17 protein-coding genes and 3 pseudogenes are annotated in these 17,779 nt (G+C 68.3%); 14 read left to right on the top strand and 6 right to left on the bottom strand.

Features of this window, described 5'->3' with window-relative positions:
• Nucleotides 1–47: 47 nt before the first annotated feature.
• Nucleotides 48–1,667, bottom strand: coding sequence for a sodium:solute symporter family transporter (locus BLU79_RS02395; protein WP_256333107.1), 1,620 nt, complete (start codon nt 1,665–1,667; stop codon nt 48–50).
• Nucleotides 1,668–1,671: 4 nt separating this feature from the next.
• Nucleotides 1,672–1,974, bottom strand: a complete 303-nt coding sequence (locus tag BLU79_RS02390; RefSeq protein ID WP_093903865.1) for a DUF485 domain-containing protein — start codon at nt 1,972–1,974, stop codon at nt 1,672–1,674.
• 752 nt (nt 1,975–2,726) lie between these two features.
• Between BLU79_RS02390 and BLU79_RS49835 the strand changes: the two are divergent.
• Nucleotides 2,727–2,984 (top strand): annotated as a pseudogene (locus tag BLU79_RS49835) (amidase family protein); the annotation flags it as partial.
• Nucleotides 2,957–3,319 (top strand): annotated as a pseudogene (locus BLU79_RS49830) (amidase family protein); the annotation flags it as partial. The pseudogenes BLU79_RS49835 and BLU79_RS49830, both read left to right, overlap by 28 nt.
• Nucleotides 3,320–3,493: 174 nt before the next feature.
• Here the strand turns inward: BLU79_RS49830 and BLU79_RS02380 are convergent.
• On the bottom strand, nt 3,494–3,817 hold the full coding sequence (locus BLU79_RS02380; protein WP_371131805.1) for an aldo/keto reductase: 324 nt from the start codon (nt 3,815–3,817) through the stop codon (nt 3,494–3,496).
• 329 nt (nt 3,818–4,146) lie between these two features.
• On the opposite strand from BLU79_RS02380, the gene BLU79_RS02375 reads away from it, so the two are divergent.
• From BLU79_RS02375 to BLU79_RS02360, 4 genes are all read left to right on the top strand, one after another.
• On the top strand, nt 4,147–4,845 hold the full coding sequence (locus tag BLU79_RS02375) for an SDR family oxidoreductase (RefSeq protein ID WP_093903864.1): 699 nt from the start codon (nt 4,147–4,149) through the stop codon (nt 4,843–4,845).
• Between the two features lie 598 nt (nt 4,846–5,443).
• Complete coding sequence (locus BLU79_RS02370) at nt 5,444–6,274, top strand: enoyl-CoA hydratase/isomerase family protein (protein ID WP_093903863.1); 831 nt, start codon at nt 5,444–5,446, stop codon at nt 6,272–6,274.
• A 267-nt stretch (nt 6,275–6,541) separates the two neighbouring features.
• Nucleotides 6,542–6,739 carry an alpha/beta fold hydrolase gene (locus tag BLU79_RS02365; RefSeq protein WP_218137755.1) on the top strand — a complete coding sequence of 66 codons (198 nt, stop codon included), beginning with the start codon at nt 6,542–6,544 and terminating at the stop codon, nt 6,737–6,739.
• A 27-nt stretch (nt 6,740–6,766) separates the two neighbouring features.
• Nucleotides 6,767–7,171: a DUF4345 domain-containing protein gene (locus BLU79_RS02360; protein ID WP_093903862.1), complete on the top strand. Its 405-nt coding sequence runs from the start codon at nt 6,767–6,769 to the stop codon at nt 7,169–7,171.
• A 244-nt stretch (nt 7,172–7,415) separates the two neighbouring features.
• Here the strand turns inward: BLU79_RS02360 and BLU79_RS02355 are convergent, their stop codons facing one another.
• Nucleotides 7,416–8,087 (bottom strand): TetR/AcrR family transcriptional regulator, encoded by a 672-nt coding sequence (locus BLU79_RS02355; RefSeq protein WP_256333106.1) that lies wholly within the window; start codon nt 8,085–8,087, stop codon nt 7,416–7,418.
• 68 nt (nt 8,088–8,155) lie between these two features.
• On the opposite strand from BLU79_RS02355, the gene BLU79_RS02350 reads away from it, so the two are divergent.
• The 4 genes from BLU79_RS02350 to BLU79_RS02335 all read left to right on the top strand — a co-directional run bounded on the left by BLU79_RS02350 (nt 8,156) and on the right by BLU79_RS02335 (nt 12,008).
• Nucleotides 8,156–8,995 (top strand): alpha/beta fold hydrolase, encoded by an 840-nt coding sequence (locus BLU79_RS02350; protein ID WP_093904195.1) that lies wholly within the window; start codon nt 8,156–8,158, stop codon nt 8,993–8,995.
• A 184-nt stretch (nt 8,996–9,179) separates the two neighbouring features.
• Nucleotides 9,180–10,247, top strand: a complete 1,068-nt coding sequence (locus tag BLU79_RS02345) for an alkene reductase (RefSeq protein WP_093903861.1) — start codon at nt 9,180–9,182, stop codon at nt 10,245–10,247.
• A gap of 199 nt (nt 10,248–10,446) precedes the next feature.
• A complete protein-coding gene (locus BLU79_RS49825) occupies nt 10,447–10,914 on the top strand; it encodes an SDR family NAD(P)-dependent oxidoreductase (protein ID WP_177000854.1) in 468 nt (155 codons plus the stop codon).
• A gap of 500 nt (nt 10,915–11,414) precedes the next feature.
• Nucleotides 11,415–12,008: a TetR/AcrR family transcriptional regulator gene (locus BLU79_RS02335; RefSeq protein WP_093903860.1), complete on the top strand. Its 594-nt coding sequence runs from the start codon at nt 11,415–11,417 to the stop codon at nt 12,006–12,008.
• A gap of 354 nt (nt 12,009–12,362) precedes the next feature.
• Here the strand turns inward: BLU79_RS02335 and BLU79_RS02330 are convergent, their stop codons facing one another.
• Complete coding sequence (locus BLU79_RS02330) at nt 12,363–13,229, bottom strand: alpha/beta fold hydrolase (protein ID WP_093904194.1); 867 nt, start codon at nt 13,227–13,229, stop codon at nt 12,363–12,365.
• 612 nt (nt 13,230–13,841) lie between these two features.
• Here BLU79_RS02330 and BLU79_RS02325 point away from each other — a divergent pair.
• On the top strand, nt 13,842–14,102 hold the full coding sequence (locus tag BLU79_RS02325; RefSeq protein ID WP_093903859.1) for a family 78 glycoside hydrolase catalytic domain: 261 nt from the start codon (nt 13,842–13,844) through the stop codon (nt 14,100–14,102).
• Between the two features lie 9 nt (nt 14,103–14,111).
• A pseudogene (locus BLU79_RS48755) lies at nt 14,112–14,507 on the top strand (glycoside hydrolase family 3 C-terminal domain-containing protein); the annotation flags it as partial.
• Nucleotides 14,508–14,795: 288 nt separating this feature from the next.
• Here the strand turns inward: BLU79_RS48755 and BLU79_RS02315 are convergent.
• On the bottom strand, nt 14,796–15,647 hold the full coding sequence (locus tag BLU79_RS02315) for an alpha/beta fold hydrolase (protein WP_093903857.1): 852 nt from the start codon (nt 15,645–15,647) through the stop codon (nt 14,796–14,798).
• Between the two features lie 513 nt (nt 15,648–16,160).
• Here BLU79_RS02315 and BLU79_RS02310 point away from each other — a divergent pair.
• Both BLU79_RS02310 and BLU79_RS02300 read left to right on the top strand, forming a co-directional pair.
• Nucleotides 16,161–16,769: a TetR/AcrR family transcriptional regulator gene (locus tag BLU79_RS02310; RefSeq protein ID WP_093903856.1), complete on the top strand. Its 609-nt coding sequence runs from the start codon at nt 16,161–16,163 to the stop codon at nt 16,767–16,769.
• Nucleotides 16,770–17,429: 660 nt separating this feature from the next.
• The gene (locus tag BLU79_RS02300) at nt 17,430–17,753 is read left to right on the top strand and encodes a zinc-binding dehydrogenase (RefSeq protein ID WP_093903854.1); all 324 of its coding nucleotides are present in this window, start codon (nt 17,430–17,432) and stop codon (nt 17,751–17,753) included.
• Nucleotides 17,754–17,779: the final 26 nt, after the last annotated feature.

The following is a 17,779-nucleotide window of genomic DNA, read 5'->3' as shown; positions in this document are numbered from 1 at the left end:
AGATGGTCCAGTGCAGGACGGCGGCGGTGAGTCCACTGTCCCGCCGGTCATCTGGCTCTCTGTCCGGTCAGGATTTCGTGTTGCACGTGCCGGAAATCGACTTGGGGTTCTCGGGATGAGGTGATGCTCCCCAGCCAGCCCAGGGCGAACGCCGCGGGAACGGAAATCAGGCCTGGGGTCTGGAACGGGTACCAGTCAAAACTGGCTTGCGGCCATAGCGCGAACGCGGTGCCCGAGACGATGGGGGAGAAGGCCGTGAGGACGGTGCAGAGCAGTAGTCCCCCGTAGACGGACCACAGTAGGCCTCTACGGTTGAAGCGACTCCAGAAGAAGGAGTAGATCAACGCCGGGAAGACGCACGTGGCCGCAACGCTGATCGAGAAGGCGACCAGGAATTCAGTCGGGTACCGGTGGATGGCCGCGGCCAGCGAAAGGCCCACCGCGCACACGCTGACGGCGGCCATGCGCAGCGCCCGTAGCTCTTGGGTCTCGGTGCGCAGGCGCTTGCCACGCGCGAACACATCGTGGGTGAGAGAGACGGCGGCAGCGAAGGTCACGCTGGTCATGGCCGTGATCACCGTGAGGAACACGACACATGCCAAGACGGTGATGAGCGCGATGCGTCCCGTCGAACCGTCTTGGAGCACCTCGGAGGCCAACTGGATCGGGGACGACTGCCCTGTGGCATCGACCGCGCCGAGACCGGAGGCGCCCACCACGGCCGCTGCTGCGAAGCCGGTGGTGATCAGCAGGAGAATGAACGCGCCGACCAGTCCTGTGGCGATGCTCGTGGACCGCCGTGCCGTGCGGCCGGTTCGGGATGCGCTGACCCGCAGGATCTGGTGAGGCATCACGGCCGTGCCGAGGATGAAGACCATGTGATTGCCGAATGTGTTGAGTGAGCCGAAACTCGCCGTGTACGGCCAGAACCCCGGCTCCAGATATTCGTCCGGCGCCGTGCTGTTGTCCACCGCGGCCGAGAACAGAGACCCAGGGGCCCAGTCGAACTTCCGGAGGGCCAGCAGTGTGAGTACCGCGAGTGCCGTCAGGGTCAGCGGGACCTTGGCGACGTGCATGAAACTGTTGCCGCGAAGGCCCGCTACCGCGGCGAAGCAGGCGACGAGGCAGCCCATCAGGATCGTGCACACGAGCTGCCCCCCGTCGGTCGGCATACCGACCAGGAGGGCCGTACTGGTTCCGGCGACGCGCAGTTGGATCACGATGAGGGGGATCGTGATGGCCAGCGTCACCGCCGCCGCGGCGAGGCGGGGGCCCGGTCCTGACGCCCGCAATGCGTAGAGGTCACCGAGGGTGTAGCGACCGCTGGTACGTATCTTCTGGGCGAGAAGCAGCAGTACGCCGAGCATGATCAGGCCGTCGAGGGCGTACGTGAACCCGTCGTAACCGAACAGCGCGACACCGGCGGAGACCGTCAGCAGAGTGACGACCGAGATCTGCTCACCGGCCGGGGCGAATCCGTTGATGACCGGGGAGAGCGACCGGTTGGCGACATAAAGCCTCTCCGGATTCTCCTCCTCCGCCGTGGCGAGAGTGAAGAGCCACAACAGGGACCCTCCGATGAAGATGAGGAAGGCCATGATCACGGGGCGTCTCGCGTCCGAACCGATGGGGTCGAGTACGCCCGAGCTCAGGATGTCCAGAGTCACCGCGTCACCACCGGGAACCGTTGGCGGAGGCGGCATCGGATACGTTGGTGGGCGGTGCGTCGGAGGTCGGAGCCTGTTCGAGGGGATCGGTCGACCGGGCGCTTCGTATCTCGTACAACCAGGCAGTGGCGATGAACAGGGCGCATTGCAGAACGCCCCACATCAGGCCCAGGGTGAGCTTGCCGTACACCTGCACCGCGGGGACGTCCGTGAAGCAGGACAGTGTGATGCCGACGGCGAAGGGGATCCCGTTGACGACAAGGAAGTCGCGCTGCAGGCGATGCGCGGTCTCGCGGAGTCTGTCCAAGTGGTGTGACGGTCCGTCATGGTGCGACGGGAGCGGGGCCGACGGGGGGCCAGGGGGGTTCGGGGAGAAAAACGAGTGCACGGAACCTCCGGGCATTGAGGGTGGGTGACGGCGCAGCGCGCAGCGTCCGATGCCGGCAGGCGGGTCCGGCCGGTCACGGGATGGCGATGGTGGGCAAGGGCCAACGGGTGTGGCGCCCAGGGGAGCACGGCACACAGCACATGGGGCTGTTCGCATCTGCTGCCACTCGATGCACAGGGTGCTGCGTCGGGGGCTTGGCGGATCAACGCGGACGACGAGCTGGGCACGGACCGTGAGGTTCCAGCCGGACCTCGCGGAAGCGTGCAGGTAGCTGCAAGCCGCTGTTGTCGTGATGCGCCGTGTTGTGATCAGGAGAATCACGGACTCTGTGATGGCCTGTCAACAGCCTGTGAGATGTGTGCGACATGTCACTGCGTGCCAACGGGCCTCCCAGGCTGCGCCCCTGAGCGCCCTTGCCACACGAGTGGGGGCGGCTCACGCCACGGCGACCGGCGCCGGCAATGTCTCGGTGCGCGGGGGAACCCTTCGCCCTACGGGCTCGACCGAACTGTCCCTTCTGGGGCCCGTGCGAAGGCTGCTCGCCTGCTGGCGCAAAGAGTTGGCGCGGCGTGCGACGGGAATCGCCGGTCAGGCGTGCCTGGAGATGCGTCCGTTCAATGCCCTCACTGCCCCGAGTTTTGGTGTCCGACGTCCAACAGCGCTGATGCGTTGTGGATGCCCTGCACGGTGTCCCCAGCACGGTCAAGGACAGCTTCGAGACGGCAGGAATGCGCACCGTCTGCGGCCGTACGGATCTGAAGAACTACATACCCGACCAGGACGCCGAGGCGGTCAGAGGGCTGCGTTCGGCGGGCGCCGTCATCATGGGCAGGAGCAACATGCCGGCGGGCAACCAGGACGTCCAGGCCGACAACCCCGTGTTCGGCCCCTCATCACACCCGTGGGACAGGGCCCGTACGTCGGGCGGGTCCGCCGGAGGCGGTCGTCCCACTTCACCGGCCTGTACGGGCACGAGTCGACAAGGCGATCGATCCCCCTCATCGGACATATTCCCTACGGCCCGGGGCCGGGACGGGGGACAGAGGGGACAGAGGCGGACATGGCCTGCGGCGGCGCACAGGTCCGCGACCCACGTGACCTCGTCCCGATCCTGCAGGCGGTGGTCGGGCCGGCGGACCACGACGTCGGCTTCACCTACACACTCGCGCCTCCGCGCGCGACCGGACTCGCTGATTTCCGGGTCGCAGTATGGAGTGAGGATCCGGCGTGCCTCATCGACGACGACGTGGCGGAAGCCGTGGCGGAGGCGATCGGTGCGGCGGGCGGCGGGGCCAAGGTCGTGATGCAGCGTACGAGCCGTCATTGTCGACAGGGTTTTACGTTGTCCGTTGTCCGTCGCGAGCCGGTTGTCGGTGCCCTCGGGGTGAGGGTCCCGGCGGTGTCCGTCAGGAAGGGCGGCTTGGGTCCCGGCGCGGATTCAGATCCAGACGGGCGCGTGGTCCTCGGAGTATCGGGCGCCGAAGCCGCCGTGTGCAGAATCTCGTCGATCGTGGCGAGGCCGTCGCCCCTGGTCAGAGGGACATCGACGGCGCTGGCGGGCCAGCTGGGAGACGGTGATGCCCTTGGTCGCGGCCAGGTCGCCGAGCTTGCCCACGGCTTGGACGTTCTTCTCGACGTTGCCGGGCTGCCGGCGGGGGCCGACATTGCGCATGTCGGCTACGTCGCGTTCGCCGGCGGGTGTGGCGGTGCCGGTGATGAAGCCGCGGCCGAGAGACGAGTAGGCGACGAAGCCGACGCCCAGTTCGTCGAGGACCGGGAAGAGCTGCTCGACGTTCCGCTCGAACAGGAGTGCCAGCCTGAAGGGCGGAGGCCGGCCGCACCACCTGCGCCCTGCGGAAGGTCTGCGGGCCGGTCTCGCTCAGTCCGAAGTACTTGGCCTTGCCCGCATCGATCAGCTCCTTGACAGTGCTCCGGCAAGAGGCCGGGCTCAGCGTCATTCATCAGGCGGATCGCTTGCGATCACTGACTCAGCCTGCTTACTCTTACGATCGTAATTCAATGAACCTGGGCCACGTCGGGTCACGCCATCAGCGCTCTGGTCATCTCCTCTCCACTTCACCGGGAACCTTCATGGACCTCTCCGCCAGCACCGCCCTTGTCACCGGAGCGAACCGGGGCTTCGGCCGGGCCCTCGCCGCCGAACTACTCAGCCGCGGCGCCACCGTCTACGCCGGCGCCCGCAACCCCGACCAGGTCGACCTGCCCGGCGCCAAGCCGATCGCGCTCGACATCACCGATCCCGCCTCCGTCGCGGCCGCCGCCGCGGCCACCGGCGATGTGACCATCCTGGTCAACAACGCGGGATCTTCCACCGGCGCCGACTTGCTCACCGCCGACCTGGACGACATCCGCCTGGAGATGAACACCCACTACCTCGGCACCCTGACGGTGGCCCGCGCCTTCGCACCCCAGATCGCGGCCAACGGTGGCGGGGCCATGCTGAACGTCCTGTCCGGCCTGTCCTGGGTCAGCTTCCCGGAGTTCGGCGCCTACTGCGCCGCCAAATCCGCGGAGTGGTCACTTACCAACACCCTGCGCGTGCAACTGGCCGACCAGGGCATCCGCGTGGCCGGTCTGCACGTCGGCTACATGGACACCGACATGGTCCGAACCGTCGACGCGGCCAAGTCCGACCCGGCCGACATCGCGCGCATCGCCGTGGACGGCATCGCCGCCGGCGCCTACGAGATCCTCGCCGACAATGCGGCCCGCCAGGCACAGGCAGCACTGTCCGGGGGCGTCTCGGCGCTCTACCCGCAGCTCCCCTGAGGAGGGCCCGCCCTCGCCGGCCAACCGCCAGGCACGTCTGCCAAGGGAACGTCCTGCCACAGCATCACAAGCAACCGGTTCGGGGGCAGGTGCCGTCGGGGCCGCGGTCATCACCAGCATGGCCGGAGTCATCACCGCGCTCGACAACCTGATCGTCACCCCCACCCTCCCCTCCATCCGCAAAGACCTCGGCGGCGGCCTCGCTCAAAAGCGAGGATCTCTTCCGCCCGCCTGACCTTTCCCACTCTCGTGCGCCGCCGGACGGTCTCGACGGCTGCGGTTCGCCGGTCGGCCATCCATGCGAAAACGGCTGGCCGGTGGCTCGCCCCGTGTGTCGGGTCTTGCCTGATGAGCGGTTTCCGACCTATTGTATTACGATCGTAAGGTGAATGGTGGGAAACGAGCGATGGCTCGCCATCAGCTCGAACGAACAGAGCCCACACCATGCCGCACAGGTGCAGGCGGGGCCGGCCCAGCCGACGCCGCTCCGACGGACAAGTCGGCGACACCCCCACCCCGCCAGGCGCAACGGCTCCGTGGTCGCCGGACGCGATCACGGTCATGCAAGCCCAAGCCCCTATGAAATGGAAACCACGCCATGAGCCAGCCCAGCACGATCCGCCTGGAGCGGACGACCCCGCGGACCGCGAGGATCACGTTCTCGAATCCTCCCGTGAACCTGGTGGTTCCCGAGTCGATCGTGACGCTGCACAAGATCGTCTCGGAGCTGGAGAACGACCCGGACATCCAGGTCGTCGTCTTCGCCAGCGAACTTCCCGACTTCTTCATCAACCACTTCGACGCCGCCGCGGCCGCCGACCTTCCCGTGCCCGAGCACGAGGACGACAACCCGCTGTGGACCGACATGGTCCTGCGGCTGAGCAAGGCTCCGTTCGTCAGCATCGCGGCCATCCGGGGCCGTACCCGCGGCGCCGGCAACGAGCTGGCCCTCGCCTGCGACCTGCGCTACGCCAGCCGCGAGAAGGCGTTCTTCGGCCAGCCCGAGGTCGGCCTCGGCCTCGTCCCGGGCGGAGGCGGCGCCGAGCGGCTCCCGCGCTCCATCGGCCGCGACCGCGCCCTGGAGGCCATCCTGACCAGCGTCGACTATGACGCCGACCTGGCCGAACGCTGGGGCTGGGTCACCCGGACCCTGCCCGACGCGGAACTCGACGCCTTCGTCGACGCGACCGTCGCCCGCCTCGCCTCCTTCGACCGGCATGCGCTGGCGACCGCGAAGTCCCAGGTCAACCGGGCGACACTGCCGCCCGACGCCCACCTGGTCGCCGCCTTCGGCGAGTTCGCGGGCACCCTGACGCAGCAGGGATTCGCCGCGCGTGCGGTCGGACTCGGCGCACTGGTTGCCGAAAAGGGCCTCGACGTCGAGTACCAGCTGGGTGAGTACATCGGCCGGGTCAGCGAAGCCCTCTGATCGCCCCGGCCGCGCCCACGACCGACCGCAGCGCCCCACTGGGCGCCCGTAGGCGCCGCGACAGCCTGGGCCGGTGCCATCCTCGGTGGCCCACCAGGGTCCCTGCGGCGGCCGGGCGCGCCCCAACGGCAGCCCCGGCCGCCGGCTCCCTGCCGGAGGGCCGCGCCCCGCCCGCCGGGGTCCGAACCTCGAGGCTGTGTCCGGCACCTCACCGAGAGGGTCGCTGCCCAGCTCAAGGCGACTCTTCGCTGGGGAAATCAAGCACCGATGGACTTCTCCTTGATCCGGCATCCCGTTCTGGTCGCGTCCGGCGAGGACGACCGCAGGCTTCCAACACGAGCACCGTCCGACCTCGCGCATCGCCTGCCCAACGCCTCACTTCGGATCTACCCCGATGCCGGCCATGGCGGCGTCTTCCAGCACCACGAGCAGTTCGTGCCACATGTTCTGGAGCTTCTTCGATGAGCTCCCACACCGGAGGTATCAAGAAAGATGAGTCTGAAGAAGATTGTTCTTGGTTCCGCGGGCCTCGGGATCGCCGTGATCGGGTTGATCTATCTCTTGGCTCCCCACCTCTTGCTCGACGTCTACGGGGTCGACATCCAGTCGCCATCGGAGGCGAACATTTTCAGGAGCGGTTCCGGGTCACTGTTCGTAGCCGTGGCGATCTTGTTCTGCCTGGGAGCCTCCAATCCGCGTTACACCAGGACTTCGCTCATCACGCTGTTCACCTTCATGAGCGGCCTGGCTGTGGGGCGCGTGGTCAGCATCGTGGCGGATGGGTGGCCCCATGCGGTGCTGATCGCCGTTCTTGTCGTCGAGGCTTCCTACGCCGTCGCTGCGGCCTATGTGTTGCGGGTGGAGGACTCCTCCCCGCAGCTGAAAGAGACCGCTTGACAGTAGTGTCGCGCGATGCCGGCCGCGCCATCTGATGGCTCGTTTCTCGTGGTACGGAGGCGTGACCTGCGAGAACGGGGACCTGCAGCTCGATCGCGCATCGGACCAGCGACACCCGGATCGGCGAGCTACGGCAGTACGCAATTGATCAGCCGATGTTCCACTGCCACTTCGTCCCGGACCTCGACGGCTCTCGAACGGCCCAGGCCATCAAGCCCGCCCGCGCTAGAACCGTAGGACAAGCTCAGGCTTCTGGGCTCAGTGCCGCCGGCTGGTCCTCGCTGCCGTGCGCCAGCGAGGCGAGGATTCCCTTGCGGCAGACATCGAGGATTTCGTCCGCGAGCGGAGAACCGTCGGGGCATGCCCGCGACAGCATGACCGCGCCGACCGAATGAGCGAGCATGTCGATCAGCGTGGTGCGGTCCACGCGTTGATCCGCATCCCCCGGCGTGTCGCTCGGGTCCTGAAGGGCCGTCAACAGGTTCTCGATCCCGGCCGCGAACTCCGTTTTGATATCCGCCGACTGACGTGCGGCATCGCCGCTGAGGGCCGCGATGGTGCAACCGTCACTGCGGCCGTCGCGATGCTCCCGGGAGACGTAGCGCTCGACGAACTCGGCGGGGTCCAGGCCTTCCGTCCGTGCCGCGGTCTGCGCGAGCCCGCTCGCGGACGCTTCGGCCATCAGGTCGGCCTTGGAGCGGAAGTGCTTGTAGAACCCGCCATGGGTGAACCCGGCGGCTGCCATCAGTTCCGCCACGCCGACACCGTCGTAGCCGCGCTCGCGGAACAGCCTGGCGGCTGTCGCGACGATGTGCGCACGGTTCTGCTCCGCCTGCGCCTTGGTCACTCGCATGTCCAGCCACCCCTTCCACGGTCGACGCTCGACGGTCAAGCATACATAGATGTCGATCGACATCTAAGAGGTTGACTTTTTAGATTACGAACGTCATCGTATTGCTCATCCCCACCAGAAAGGCCCAGGCCGTGAGTGACAAGCATGTGACCGCATCGACCCAGTACATCGAGGTCGACGGTGACCGATTCGCCTACCGCCGCTGGGGCAAGCCCTCCGGCGTCCCGATCTTCCTCGTCCAGCACTTCCGCGGGGGTATGGACAACTGGGACCCCCTGCTCACCGACGGCCTGGCCGAAGGCCGTGAGGTCATCCTGTTCAACGGGCGCGGCATCGCCTCGTCATCCGGCACGCCGCGCAACCGGGTCGAGGACATGGCCGACGACATCGCCGCGGTCATCCAGGCGCTGGGGCTGGAGCAGGTCGATCTGCTCGGCTTCTCGCTCGGCGGTTACCAAGCGCAGGAGGTCACGCTGCGCCACCCCCAGCTGGTGCGCAAGCTCCTCCTGCTCGGCACCGGCCTGCGAGGCGGAGACCCCACGATGGACCCCAAGGTGCCCGAAGTGGCACTGAATCCGGTCCCCGGCCTGGAGGACTTCCTCTTCCTGTTCTTCGGCCGCTCGGAAGCCGCGGTCGAAGCCGGCCGGGCCTTCTGGGAACGACGCCACCAGCGCGCCGACCAGGACCCGCCGAGCTCGCCCGTAGTCGGGCAGGCGCAGTTCGAAGCGTCCATGGCCTATGCGGAACCGCTGCCGGGCGAGAATCCCTATGCCTACCTGAACGCGATCACCCAGCCGACGCTGGTCCTCAACGGCGAGAACGACGTGATGATCGCCTCGATCAACTCCTGGCACCTCGCCCAGAATATCCCCAACGCCCAGCTGCTGATCTACCCCGACGCCGGACACGGAGCCCACTTCCAGTACCCCGAGCGGTTCCTCAAGCACGCCCTCCAGTTCCTCGACGAGTAAGTAGCTGCACGCCAAGGCGAACGGCACGTCCTCGGCCGACGGCCGTCCCGGCACCGTCCGCCACCCAGTAAAATATTATGTACGTAATATAATGTATCCATGCTCATGGCGGACGCCTCATCGGATTCACAGCCCGGACGTAGGTCTGCCGGATGTCCGCCACCAACAACCTGAGGAAGCACGCATGCTCGACAGCCTGTGGACCCCGACCGTCGCCGGAAAGATCTCCCTGCCGCATCGTCTGGCGATGTCCCCCCTGACCCGCAGCCGGGCCACCCCGGAAGGCGTGCCGACCGAGCTCAACGCCGAGTACTACGCCCAGCGCGCCTCGCACGCCCTGATCATCACGGAGGGCACCCAGCCCTCCGCCGACGGCCAGGGGTACCCGGTGACGCCGGGCATCTACACGGTCGAGCACATCGACGGCTGGCGCAAGGTCACCGACGCCGTACACAAGGCCGACGGGCGTATCGTCATCCAGCTCATGCACGTCGGGCGTATCTCCCACCCCGACAACACCCCCCACCACCGGCAGCCGGTGGCCCCCTCCGCGATCAAGCCGGGGGGCCTCACGTTCACCGGCTCCGGGATGCAGGAGATGCCGGAGCCGCGCGCACTGTCCACCGAGGAGGTCGCCGCGACGGTCGACGACTTCCGGCGGGCCGCCGCGGCCGCCATCGCGGCCGGCGCCGACGGCGTCGAGATCCACGGCGCCAACGGCTACCTGGTCCATCAGTTCCTCGCCACCAACACCAACCAGCGCACCGACCAGTACGGCGGCTCCCTCGACAACCGCATCCGCTTCGCGGTGGAGGTCGCCGCCGCCGTGGCCGACGAGATCGGAGCCGACCGTACCGGCATCCGGCTCTCCCCGGGCAACCCCTTCCAACTCGGCGACCTCACGGAGGACGACCCCGGCGAGCTCTACCCGCACCTCGTGCGCGCCCTCGCTGCCCTGGACCTCGCCTACCTGCACCTCGCCCACGGCGGCGACGAGGAACTCCTGGGCACGCTGCGCGAGCTGTGGCCGAACACGCTGCTCCTCAACCGCGCGGGCACCGACATCGACACCCGCGCCAAGGACATCGAGAACGGCATCGCCGACGTCATCACCGTGGGCTCAATGGCGCTCGCCAACCCCGACCTGGTCGAGCGCATCCGTGCGGGCGCGCCCCTGAACACCCCCGACCCGGCCACCTTCTACGGCGGTGGCGCGGCCGGCTACACCGACTACCCCACCTACGCCGCCTGACCAGCGCGCCCGGTGCCCGAGGGAGTCGCCTTCCTCGGGCGCTTCGGCGTGCGCGCGGCGCAGCCAGGCAGCGGGGCAAATGCGCTCGCGACGCGAGCGGTGCGCCGGCGATGACGACGAGGTCTCGCCCCGCGGCTTTGAATCCGGACTCGCCGCACCGGACGGGGACTCGGCCCCATCCCATGACTGAAGACGAGGCATCCGCATCAATGCATGCGAACTCGCCGACAAGGTCGTACTCATCACCGGCGGCACCGGCGGCACCGGCGGCACCGGCGGCACCGGCGGCACCGGCGGCACCGGCGGCACCGGCGGCACCGGCGGCACCCGCGGACTCGGCAGCGCCACGGCCCGGGCCCTTCTCTCCCGCGGCGCCCGGTTCGGCATCGTGGATCTGCGTCCGGACGCGCCGGAGATCGCAGCCGACATCTCGTCGTCCCACGTCGTCGGCTTTACCGCGGACGTCTGCGACCGCGGCGCGCTCAACGATGCCGTGGCCCAGCGTGAGCGGTTCGGGCGGGTCGGCGTCGCGATCGCGAGCGCCGGCATCATGGGCAGTGCGCCTGGAACTCGCCCGCCACGGCGCCTCCGCCACCACCGCCCACTTCTCTCTGATCCAGACGGACATGATCAGAAACGGCGTCGACGCGGATCCTGCGATCACTGAGATACCGGCCAGGACATCGCCGGGGCCGCTGCTCAAGCGCCTGGTGCCGGACCAGGCCGCCGAAAGCCGTGGTGCGGGTCATCGAACACCGGTCACCCCGTGTGATCCGGCCGGCTCGCTGGGCCCCGCTGTCCGTGCCGCGAGGAGTGATCAACCCGGTGATCGACGGGCGTCTGGCACGTGATCGCGTGGTGCACGCGATCCTCGGCAAGCTCGACGGGCGTTCAGGCCGCTAAGCAAGGTCGCAGCAAGGTCGCAGCAAGGTGTCTGCACCGAAGCCGACCTGGCCGGCGATCTCGTCCGCCGGCAAGTCGGTGGTCTCCAGGAGGGGCGGTCGCGCCGGGCAACAGCCAAGGCCGCCATGCGAGCCCGTGGCCTGCCGTCCGCTGGGAGGGAGATCGACCACACAATCACCTGTCGATCGTAATATTACGTGCGTCAGGCCATGGATTAGGATGGGATTACGAGGCAATGTCCGGCAGAGTTGAGGGAGGCACCCTGTGGCGCGCTACACCAAAGAGCACAAGCAGGTGACGCGGCAGCGGATCATCGAGCGGGCCGGCCACCGGTTCAAGCAGGACGGCATCGACGGCTCCGGCATCTCCACGCTGATGTCCGACGCCGGACTCACCAACGGAGCCTTCTACGCCCACTTCGAGTCCAAGGACGACCTCGTCGCCCATGTCGTCGCCGAGCAGTTGCGCGCGCAGGTCAAGCAGTACGACACGCTCCGGCCCGGCCGCGAGGGACTTGAGGATTTCATCCGCTGGTACCTGTCGCCCGAGCACCGGGACAACCCCGGTGACGGTTGCCCGTCCGCGGCCCTGCTCGACGAGATCGGCCGCTGCGGTGACGCGACCAAGGACGCCTACAGCGACGGCGCCAGGGCCATCCTGGACGAGCTCGCCGCCCGCCTGGCACCCGAGGATCCGCAATCCGCCCGCGGTCAGGCCATCGGGCTCTACACCATGGCGGTGGGAACGTTGCAGCTGTCCCGGGCGCTCTCCGACCGGAAGTTCTCCGACGAGGTCCTCGAGCAGGGAATCGAGAACGCCCTCACCTTCGCGCAACAGCGGTCGGTACCGGCTGGCTGACCACCTGGCAAGGGCCGGGACGCCGGTGCCGCGCACCCGCGATTCCAGCCGTCAGCGTGAGCGGGCGGTCGCCGGGACGACTGCGATCTCGGAAGCGACACCGATGCGGCGATCCTCCGCTCGTACGGCGCATGACGCTCTACTCATTCGATACGCCGTAGCGGACTGGCACAGACGGGATATCGACCACGCCGGTCTCCGCATCGCCGTCCGCACAAAAACCGCCTCGGCGCCGTAGGACTGAGAAGCGAGCAGGTCAGTTACGTCGAACAGGTCACGAGAGCCGTGACGCCCGCCGGGCGTCACGGCTCTGAGTCAAACGTCCTCGGCCCGTACGCAGACCGCACCGCGGCCCTACGGCCGGCCGAAGAACTCGAGCGCCGTCGGCACGAACTGCTCGTGGTACTGGAAGATGCCGCCGTGGCCGCCGTCGGGGTAGATCACCAGCTCGGCGTTGGGCAGCCGCCGGGCCAAGTCCTCCGAGTTCGACGTCGGAACCATCCTGTCGTTGTCACCGTTGGCGACGAGCACGGGCTGCTGGATGATGGACAGATCCTGCGGCCGCGCCAGCCCCCAGCGGTGGATGGCCTTGAGCTGGGAGAAGTAGGAGGTGGGGCGGATCGCCTTGTCCCGGTCCTTGGTGCGCTCCTTCAAGCGGGCCAGGAATTCCTTTCCGGCCCGAATCCCGTTCGGGGTGCGGGTGAAGAAGAGGAACTGCTTCACGTCCTGAAGGGTGAGCAGTGCCCGGACGGTGTCGTAGTGCGAGATCCGGGTGACGTTCTTGATGCCCTCGCCTCCGGCCGGACCGGTGCCCGCGAGGATCAGCCTGCGGATGAGCTGCGGATCGGTCTGGGCGATCTCCTGGGCGATCATCGCGCCCATCGAGAAGCTGAGGACGTCCACCTGCTCGAACCCCAGCGCCCGGATGAAGGTGACGGCGTCCTTGGCCATCTCCTCGATGGTCTTCGGCGTCTTGCCGCTGGACGCGCCCACGCCCCTGTTGTCGAACGTGATCACCCGGTGCTTGGCGGCGATTCCGTCGACGACCCGGGGGTCCCAGTTGTCCAGGACCGCGGCGAGGTGGGTGATGAAGATGACCGGCATGCCGGTTCGGGGGCCGAGGTCGCGGTAGGCGAAGGTCACTCCGTCGGCGGTGACGGTGCGGGTCTGCGCGCTCTTGTACGACGTCACCACGTCGCCTCGCGTTTCGTGTGCGTTCACGGTCGTGCCCTTCGATGTGTTGGTTACCGCCACTGCGCGCAAATTTCTGCTTCCTCGCAGGTGGGCGCGGAGCGGCTCCCGGTCTCCCGGCTGCGACTGCAGTCCGGAGTCGGCGGTCAGAGGAGGCCCCGGAAGTGCGAAACCCCTTGGATCAGGTCCCTGGAGCAACCCGCCGACCATTGAAGTATGACCGTACTTCAATCGGGGTGCAAGTGGGGGAGCCGAACTGGATGCACAGCTGTGGAATCCCGAGTTCCGCCAAGCGCCATGGCGCATAGCGCAACGCACCACCAGAGCAGGAGCGGCTCACCTACACCGACGGCCCCGAGACGCTGATCGTGACCGGCGAGTCGTGGCCGTCCGGCCCCGGAGCGGTGACAACGACGGTCAGGACATCGATGCCGGCGTGACGGCGACGCCTGGCTGCGCCCCGGGATCCAGGACGAGGGCTGAGCCGGAGCCTGCACCGTCTCGACAACGCCGCCTCAGCCCCGATCCCGCGCCGCCGGTACGGCGCATGCCCACGTGCACCTGCGGCGGATCTGGCGCGTCGCTTCCTGGCCCCCCTTCTCCTCGACTTCGGACAGAACACCGTGGGCCGGCTCAAGCTCCGTGCGCGCGGAGTGGCCGGGGCGGCATCACGGCGCGGCACCCGGGGTCCTTGGGGACAGCGAGCTGTGCGTACGGCCGCTGCGTTCGGCCCTGGCGACCAACCACTTCATCTTGAGCGGCTGCGAAGGCGCCTTCGAACCGGCCATGGCCTTCCACGGGTTCCGCTGCGCCGAGCTCACGGGTCGGCCCAAAGGCATCCCGGCCGGTGACGCGGTGAGCGTCGTCGTCATCGACGTCCGCCCCGACCTCGAACTGTCGTGATGTTCACTCGTGCTCCTGCGCAACACCGTCGTGGTGCGCAGATCGGCCGGCCGATCCCGGATCCGGTCGACCCTGCCCGCCAAGGTCGGCGAGGCCGAACTGCCTGAGGCGGTGGCGGTCGCGTCCCAGGCGGACTACGTCGTCGCGGTCGTCGGCGACACCGTCGGTCTGACCGGGGAAAGGCCGCTCCACGGCGACGCTGGAGCTCATGGTGAGTCAGATCGCGCTCCTCGACGCCCTCCAGAGGCTCTCGACCGGCCCCTCGTCGTCGTCCTGATTCAGGGCAATCCCTCGACGCTGCCCGCCTCGGAACTCGGCGCGGACGCCATCATCCAGGCCTTCAACCCGGGGATACGGGGCGGTCGGGCGATCGCCGAGTTCATGCTCGGGTGCATCGAGCCGAGTGGGCGGCTGCCGCTCAGCGTTCCCCGCCCTGCCGGACAGCTGCCGGTCTACTGCGGCCAGGGCCGGGGGCATCACGGCCGCTTCGGCGAGGGCCTCAGCTACACGACGGTGAACTACTCGGAACCGGCAATCCAGAATTGTCACGTCGCCGGTGCGCACCGACTGCCGAGCCTCGATGGCGACGCCGGTCAACCATCGTGCAAGCGCCGCCTCACGGCTGTGAGGCGGCGCTTGCACAACTGTCGGCCAGCCGCCGGGGTTCGGGATCGGCGGCGCGGGTCGGTGTGCTCAGGCTGCGAGGAAGTCGGTCACCTGCTTGGTGAAGGCCTTGGCGTGCTGGAAGAGGAAGGCGTGGCCGGCGTCGCCGTAGAGGAGGAGGGTGGCGTCGGCCAGGTGCTGGACGGCGACGTAGGACGCGTGGGCGGGGACCATCACGTCGTGCAGGCCGTTGGCGTACAGGACGGGGTGCTTGATGGACTCCAGTTCGGCCCGTATCTCGTCGAAGGGGGCCGCCAAGAGCTGGCCGATCGCGGCGAGCATGCCCTGCGCCGTCGCCTCGGTGACCGCGGGGCCGCCGGCGGCGAGCCGGGTCGCGACGTGGGTGAAGTGCTCGTGCCCTGAGGCGCGGGCCGCGTCCGTCTCCGGGTAGAACAGGTACAGCATGTCCTCCAGGTCGGCGTCGGGCTTGGCCATGATGCCCAGGACCTTCTCGCTCGCCTCCGGCGCGCCGGGCACCCAGCCGGTCGGGCCGCTGCCCGCCACGATGATCTTGCGCACCAGCTCCGGGCGGCGCGCGGCCAGGCGCTGGGCAACGAAGCCGCCAAGGGACCAGCCGAGCAGGTCGGCCTGCGTGAGGCCGAGGGCCTCGATGAACTCGGCGGCGCCTTCGGCGAATCCGTCGAGGGAGTCGCGCGGCTCTCCGGTGGTGTAGCCGACGCCGACGTTGTCGAAGACGATCACGTCGTGGTCGGCGGCCAGGTAGTCCAGGAACTCCGGGTCCCACCAGTCGATGGTCGCGCGGAAACGCTGCAGCAGGACCAGCGGGACGCCGCCCTGCGGTCCCATGCGCCGATAGGTGAAGGTCGCGGAGGGCCCCTCCACGGTGAGGTTCTCGGCCGTGTCGGCCAGATATGTGCTCATGACGTCCTTCTCTTGTTGGCGGGTGCCCGTCAGTTCTGGCGGGTCTGCTCACGCGGCACACGGGGAGACGTGCTGGGCCTGTGGGGCCGCTGCCGTTGGCCGGCGCTCGAAGAGGCGAGCTGGAGTTGTGGATCAGGCCGACGATCCGATCCGCTCGGATCGCTCGACACCTTCTCGACCCCTGGGGTCACCCAGGCGGCTTCCGGCGCGCTCCGATCGCCTCGGAATCCATCGGGCCGAGCCGCGAGGCAATTAAATGATGATCATAATATTAAGCATGGACGCTTCTGATGTACAAGGGGGTGTCTGTGTGGTGAGCGGAGCCCGCGGTCGGCCGTGGAGCCGAATGCGGACCGGCGGTGCAAGCGGTCCAGTACGACAGGAACTGAGAGGTCGTGTCCCCGTCCCGGTCGCGAGGGTGCCGGAATCCTGGGCTATTGAATTACGTTCACAATACAATACATTGGAGGAGCCGATGGAGGGCGAGCGGCCGCCCGGTACGTAGAGGAGTGTGTGGTGCGATACGGGAGAGAGCACAAGCAGGCCACCCGGCAGAGGATCATCGAGACGGCGGGCCGTCGCTTCAAGGAGGACGGCATCGACGGCTCGGGCATCGCGGCGCTCATGAGGGACGCCGGGCTGACCAACGGCGCCTTCTACACCCACTTCACGTCCAAGGACGACCTGGTGGCCACCACGATCGCCGACCAGCTGCAGGCTCAGAACGCGACTATCGTCGCGCACGCGGAACCGGGCCGCGCCGGCCTCGAACAGATCGTGCGCTGGTACCTGTCCCCCTGGCACCGTGACAGCCGTGACGTCGGCTGCCCCTCCGCTGCCCTGCTCGACGAGATAGGGCGCTGCACACACCCGACCAAGCAGGCTTACACCGACGGCGTACTGGTGGTCGCCGACGGCATCGCCACCCGCCTGGCGCCCAACGACCCGCTCTCGGTCCGCCCCATGGCACTGAGCTCGTACGCCATGATGGCCGGCACACTCCAGCTCTCGCGGGCCCTCGCCGACCCGCAGCTCGCTGATCAAGTCCTCGAACAGGGCATCCACAACGCCCTCGCCCTCCTGGGCATCGAGCATGAAGGGGACGCCAGGGCGGCGCACTGACCGGCGTTCAAGCGGACACCGCGGAGCGGGCGCCGCGCCCTCGGCACCACGCCAACACCTCACCTGCGGCGCGACACCCGTACGGGAAGAGGTACCCACTCGACACCTGGAGCCTGCACGCAGCCTTGTCCACCCCCTACGTACGGGCGCGACGTCGCGGGCCTCGCCTGCCGCGTCGGACCCGCGGTGCACGGGTTCAAGGCGGGCGAACAGGTCCACACCCGACCTCGCGACGCAGCGCCACTCTGCTCGTGGCGGGCACACCAACCCTGAACTCGCTTCCGACCGATCGCCTGCCGGTGACGCTTCACAAATGGCCGTCAGAGCAAAGGCATGAGAACGGCGTCGACGATCGCCACGTGGTCGCAACCCCGGAATCGGTGGTTCGTGCGCCCAAGAGGGCCGACCTGACGGCGGCGTCGACCCTCCTGATGAACGCGCTCACCGCGCGGATGGCGCTGGACGCCCTTGAACTGCCCCCCGGAGCGACGGTCGCGGTGACCGGCGCAGCCGGCGCGGTGGGCGGTTACGCGGTGCAGTCGGCCAAGGCCGCCGGGCTGACAGTGATCGCCGACGCGGCGGACAAGGACCGCGGCCTCGTCACCGGCCTGGGGCCCGAGCACGTGCTCCCCCGCGGGGACCAATTCGCCGAACGAGTCCGTGAACTGCCCCCCCGCCGGCGCGGGCGGGATCATCGGCGCCGGGCTGACGAACGCGGCGGTGGCCGCAGGGGTGCGCGACGGCGGAACCATCGTGACCCTTCAGGGGTTTACCGGGACCACGGACCGTGGTGTGCGCCGGCTGCCCTGGTTCGTGGGGGACCGGCTCCGGGACACGGCAGCCCTGACGGAACTACGCGACCAGGCCGAGTCCGGCATCCTCACACTCCGCGTCGCGGCCACGTTCCCAGCCGAACAGGCGGCAGAGGCGCACCGTCTCTTCGAAGGGGGCGGTGTACGGGGGCGCCCCGTACTGCTGTTCTGAGCCAGGCCGTGACCGTACGACGCGGC

The organism is Streptomyces sp. cf386 (genome assembly GCF_900103585.1).
In the GTDB taxonomy this organism is placed as follows: Bacteria; Actinomycetota; Actinomycetes; order Streptomycetales; family Streptomycetaceae; genus Streptomyces.
The sequence above is the reverse complement of the archived record's forward strand: the minus strand, read 5'-3'. Positions and strand labels throughout refer to the sequence as shown.

Coding starts and splice junctions, on each gene's coding strand:
- BLU79_RS02375 (WP_093903864.1), top strand. CDS start 4,147: ATGGACCTCTCCGCCAGCACCGCCCTTGTCACCGGAGCGAACCGGGGC.
- BLU79_RS02315 (WP_093903857.1), bottom strand. CDS start 15,647: ATGAGCACATATCTGGCCGACACGGCCGAGAACCTCACCGTGGAGGGG.
- BLU79_RS02345 (WP_093903861.1), top strand. CDS start 9,180: ATGCTCGACAGCCTGTGGACCCCGACCGTCGCCGGAAAGATCTCCCTG.
- BLU79_RS02360 (WP_093903862.1), top strand. CDS start 6,767: ATGAGTCTGAAGAAGATTGTTCTTGGTTCCGCGGGCCTCGGGATCGCC.
- BLU79_RS02370 (WP_093903863.1), top strand. CDS start 5,444: ATGAGCCAGCCCAGCACGATCCGCCTGGAGCGGACGACCCCGCGGACC.
- BLU79_RS02355 (WP_256333106.1), bottom strand. CDS start 8,087: ATGTCGATCGACATCTATGTATGCTTGACCGTCGAGCGTCGACCGTGG.
- BLU79_RS02365 (WP_218137755.1), top strand. CDS start 6,542: ATGGACTTCTCCTTGATCCGGCATCCCGTTCTGGTCGCGTCCGGCGAG.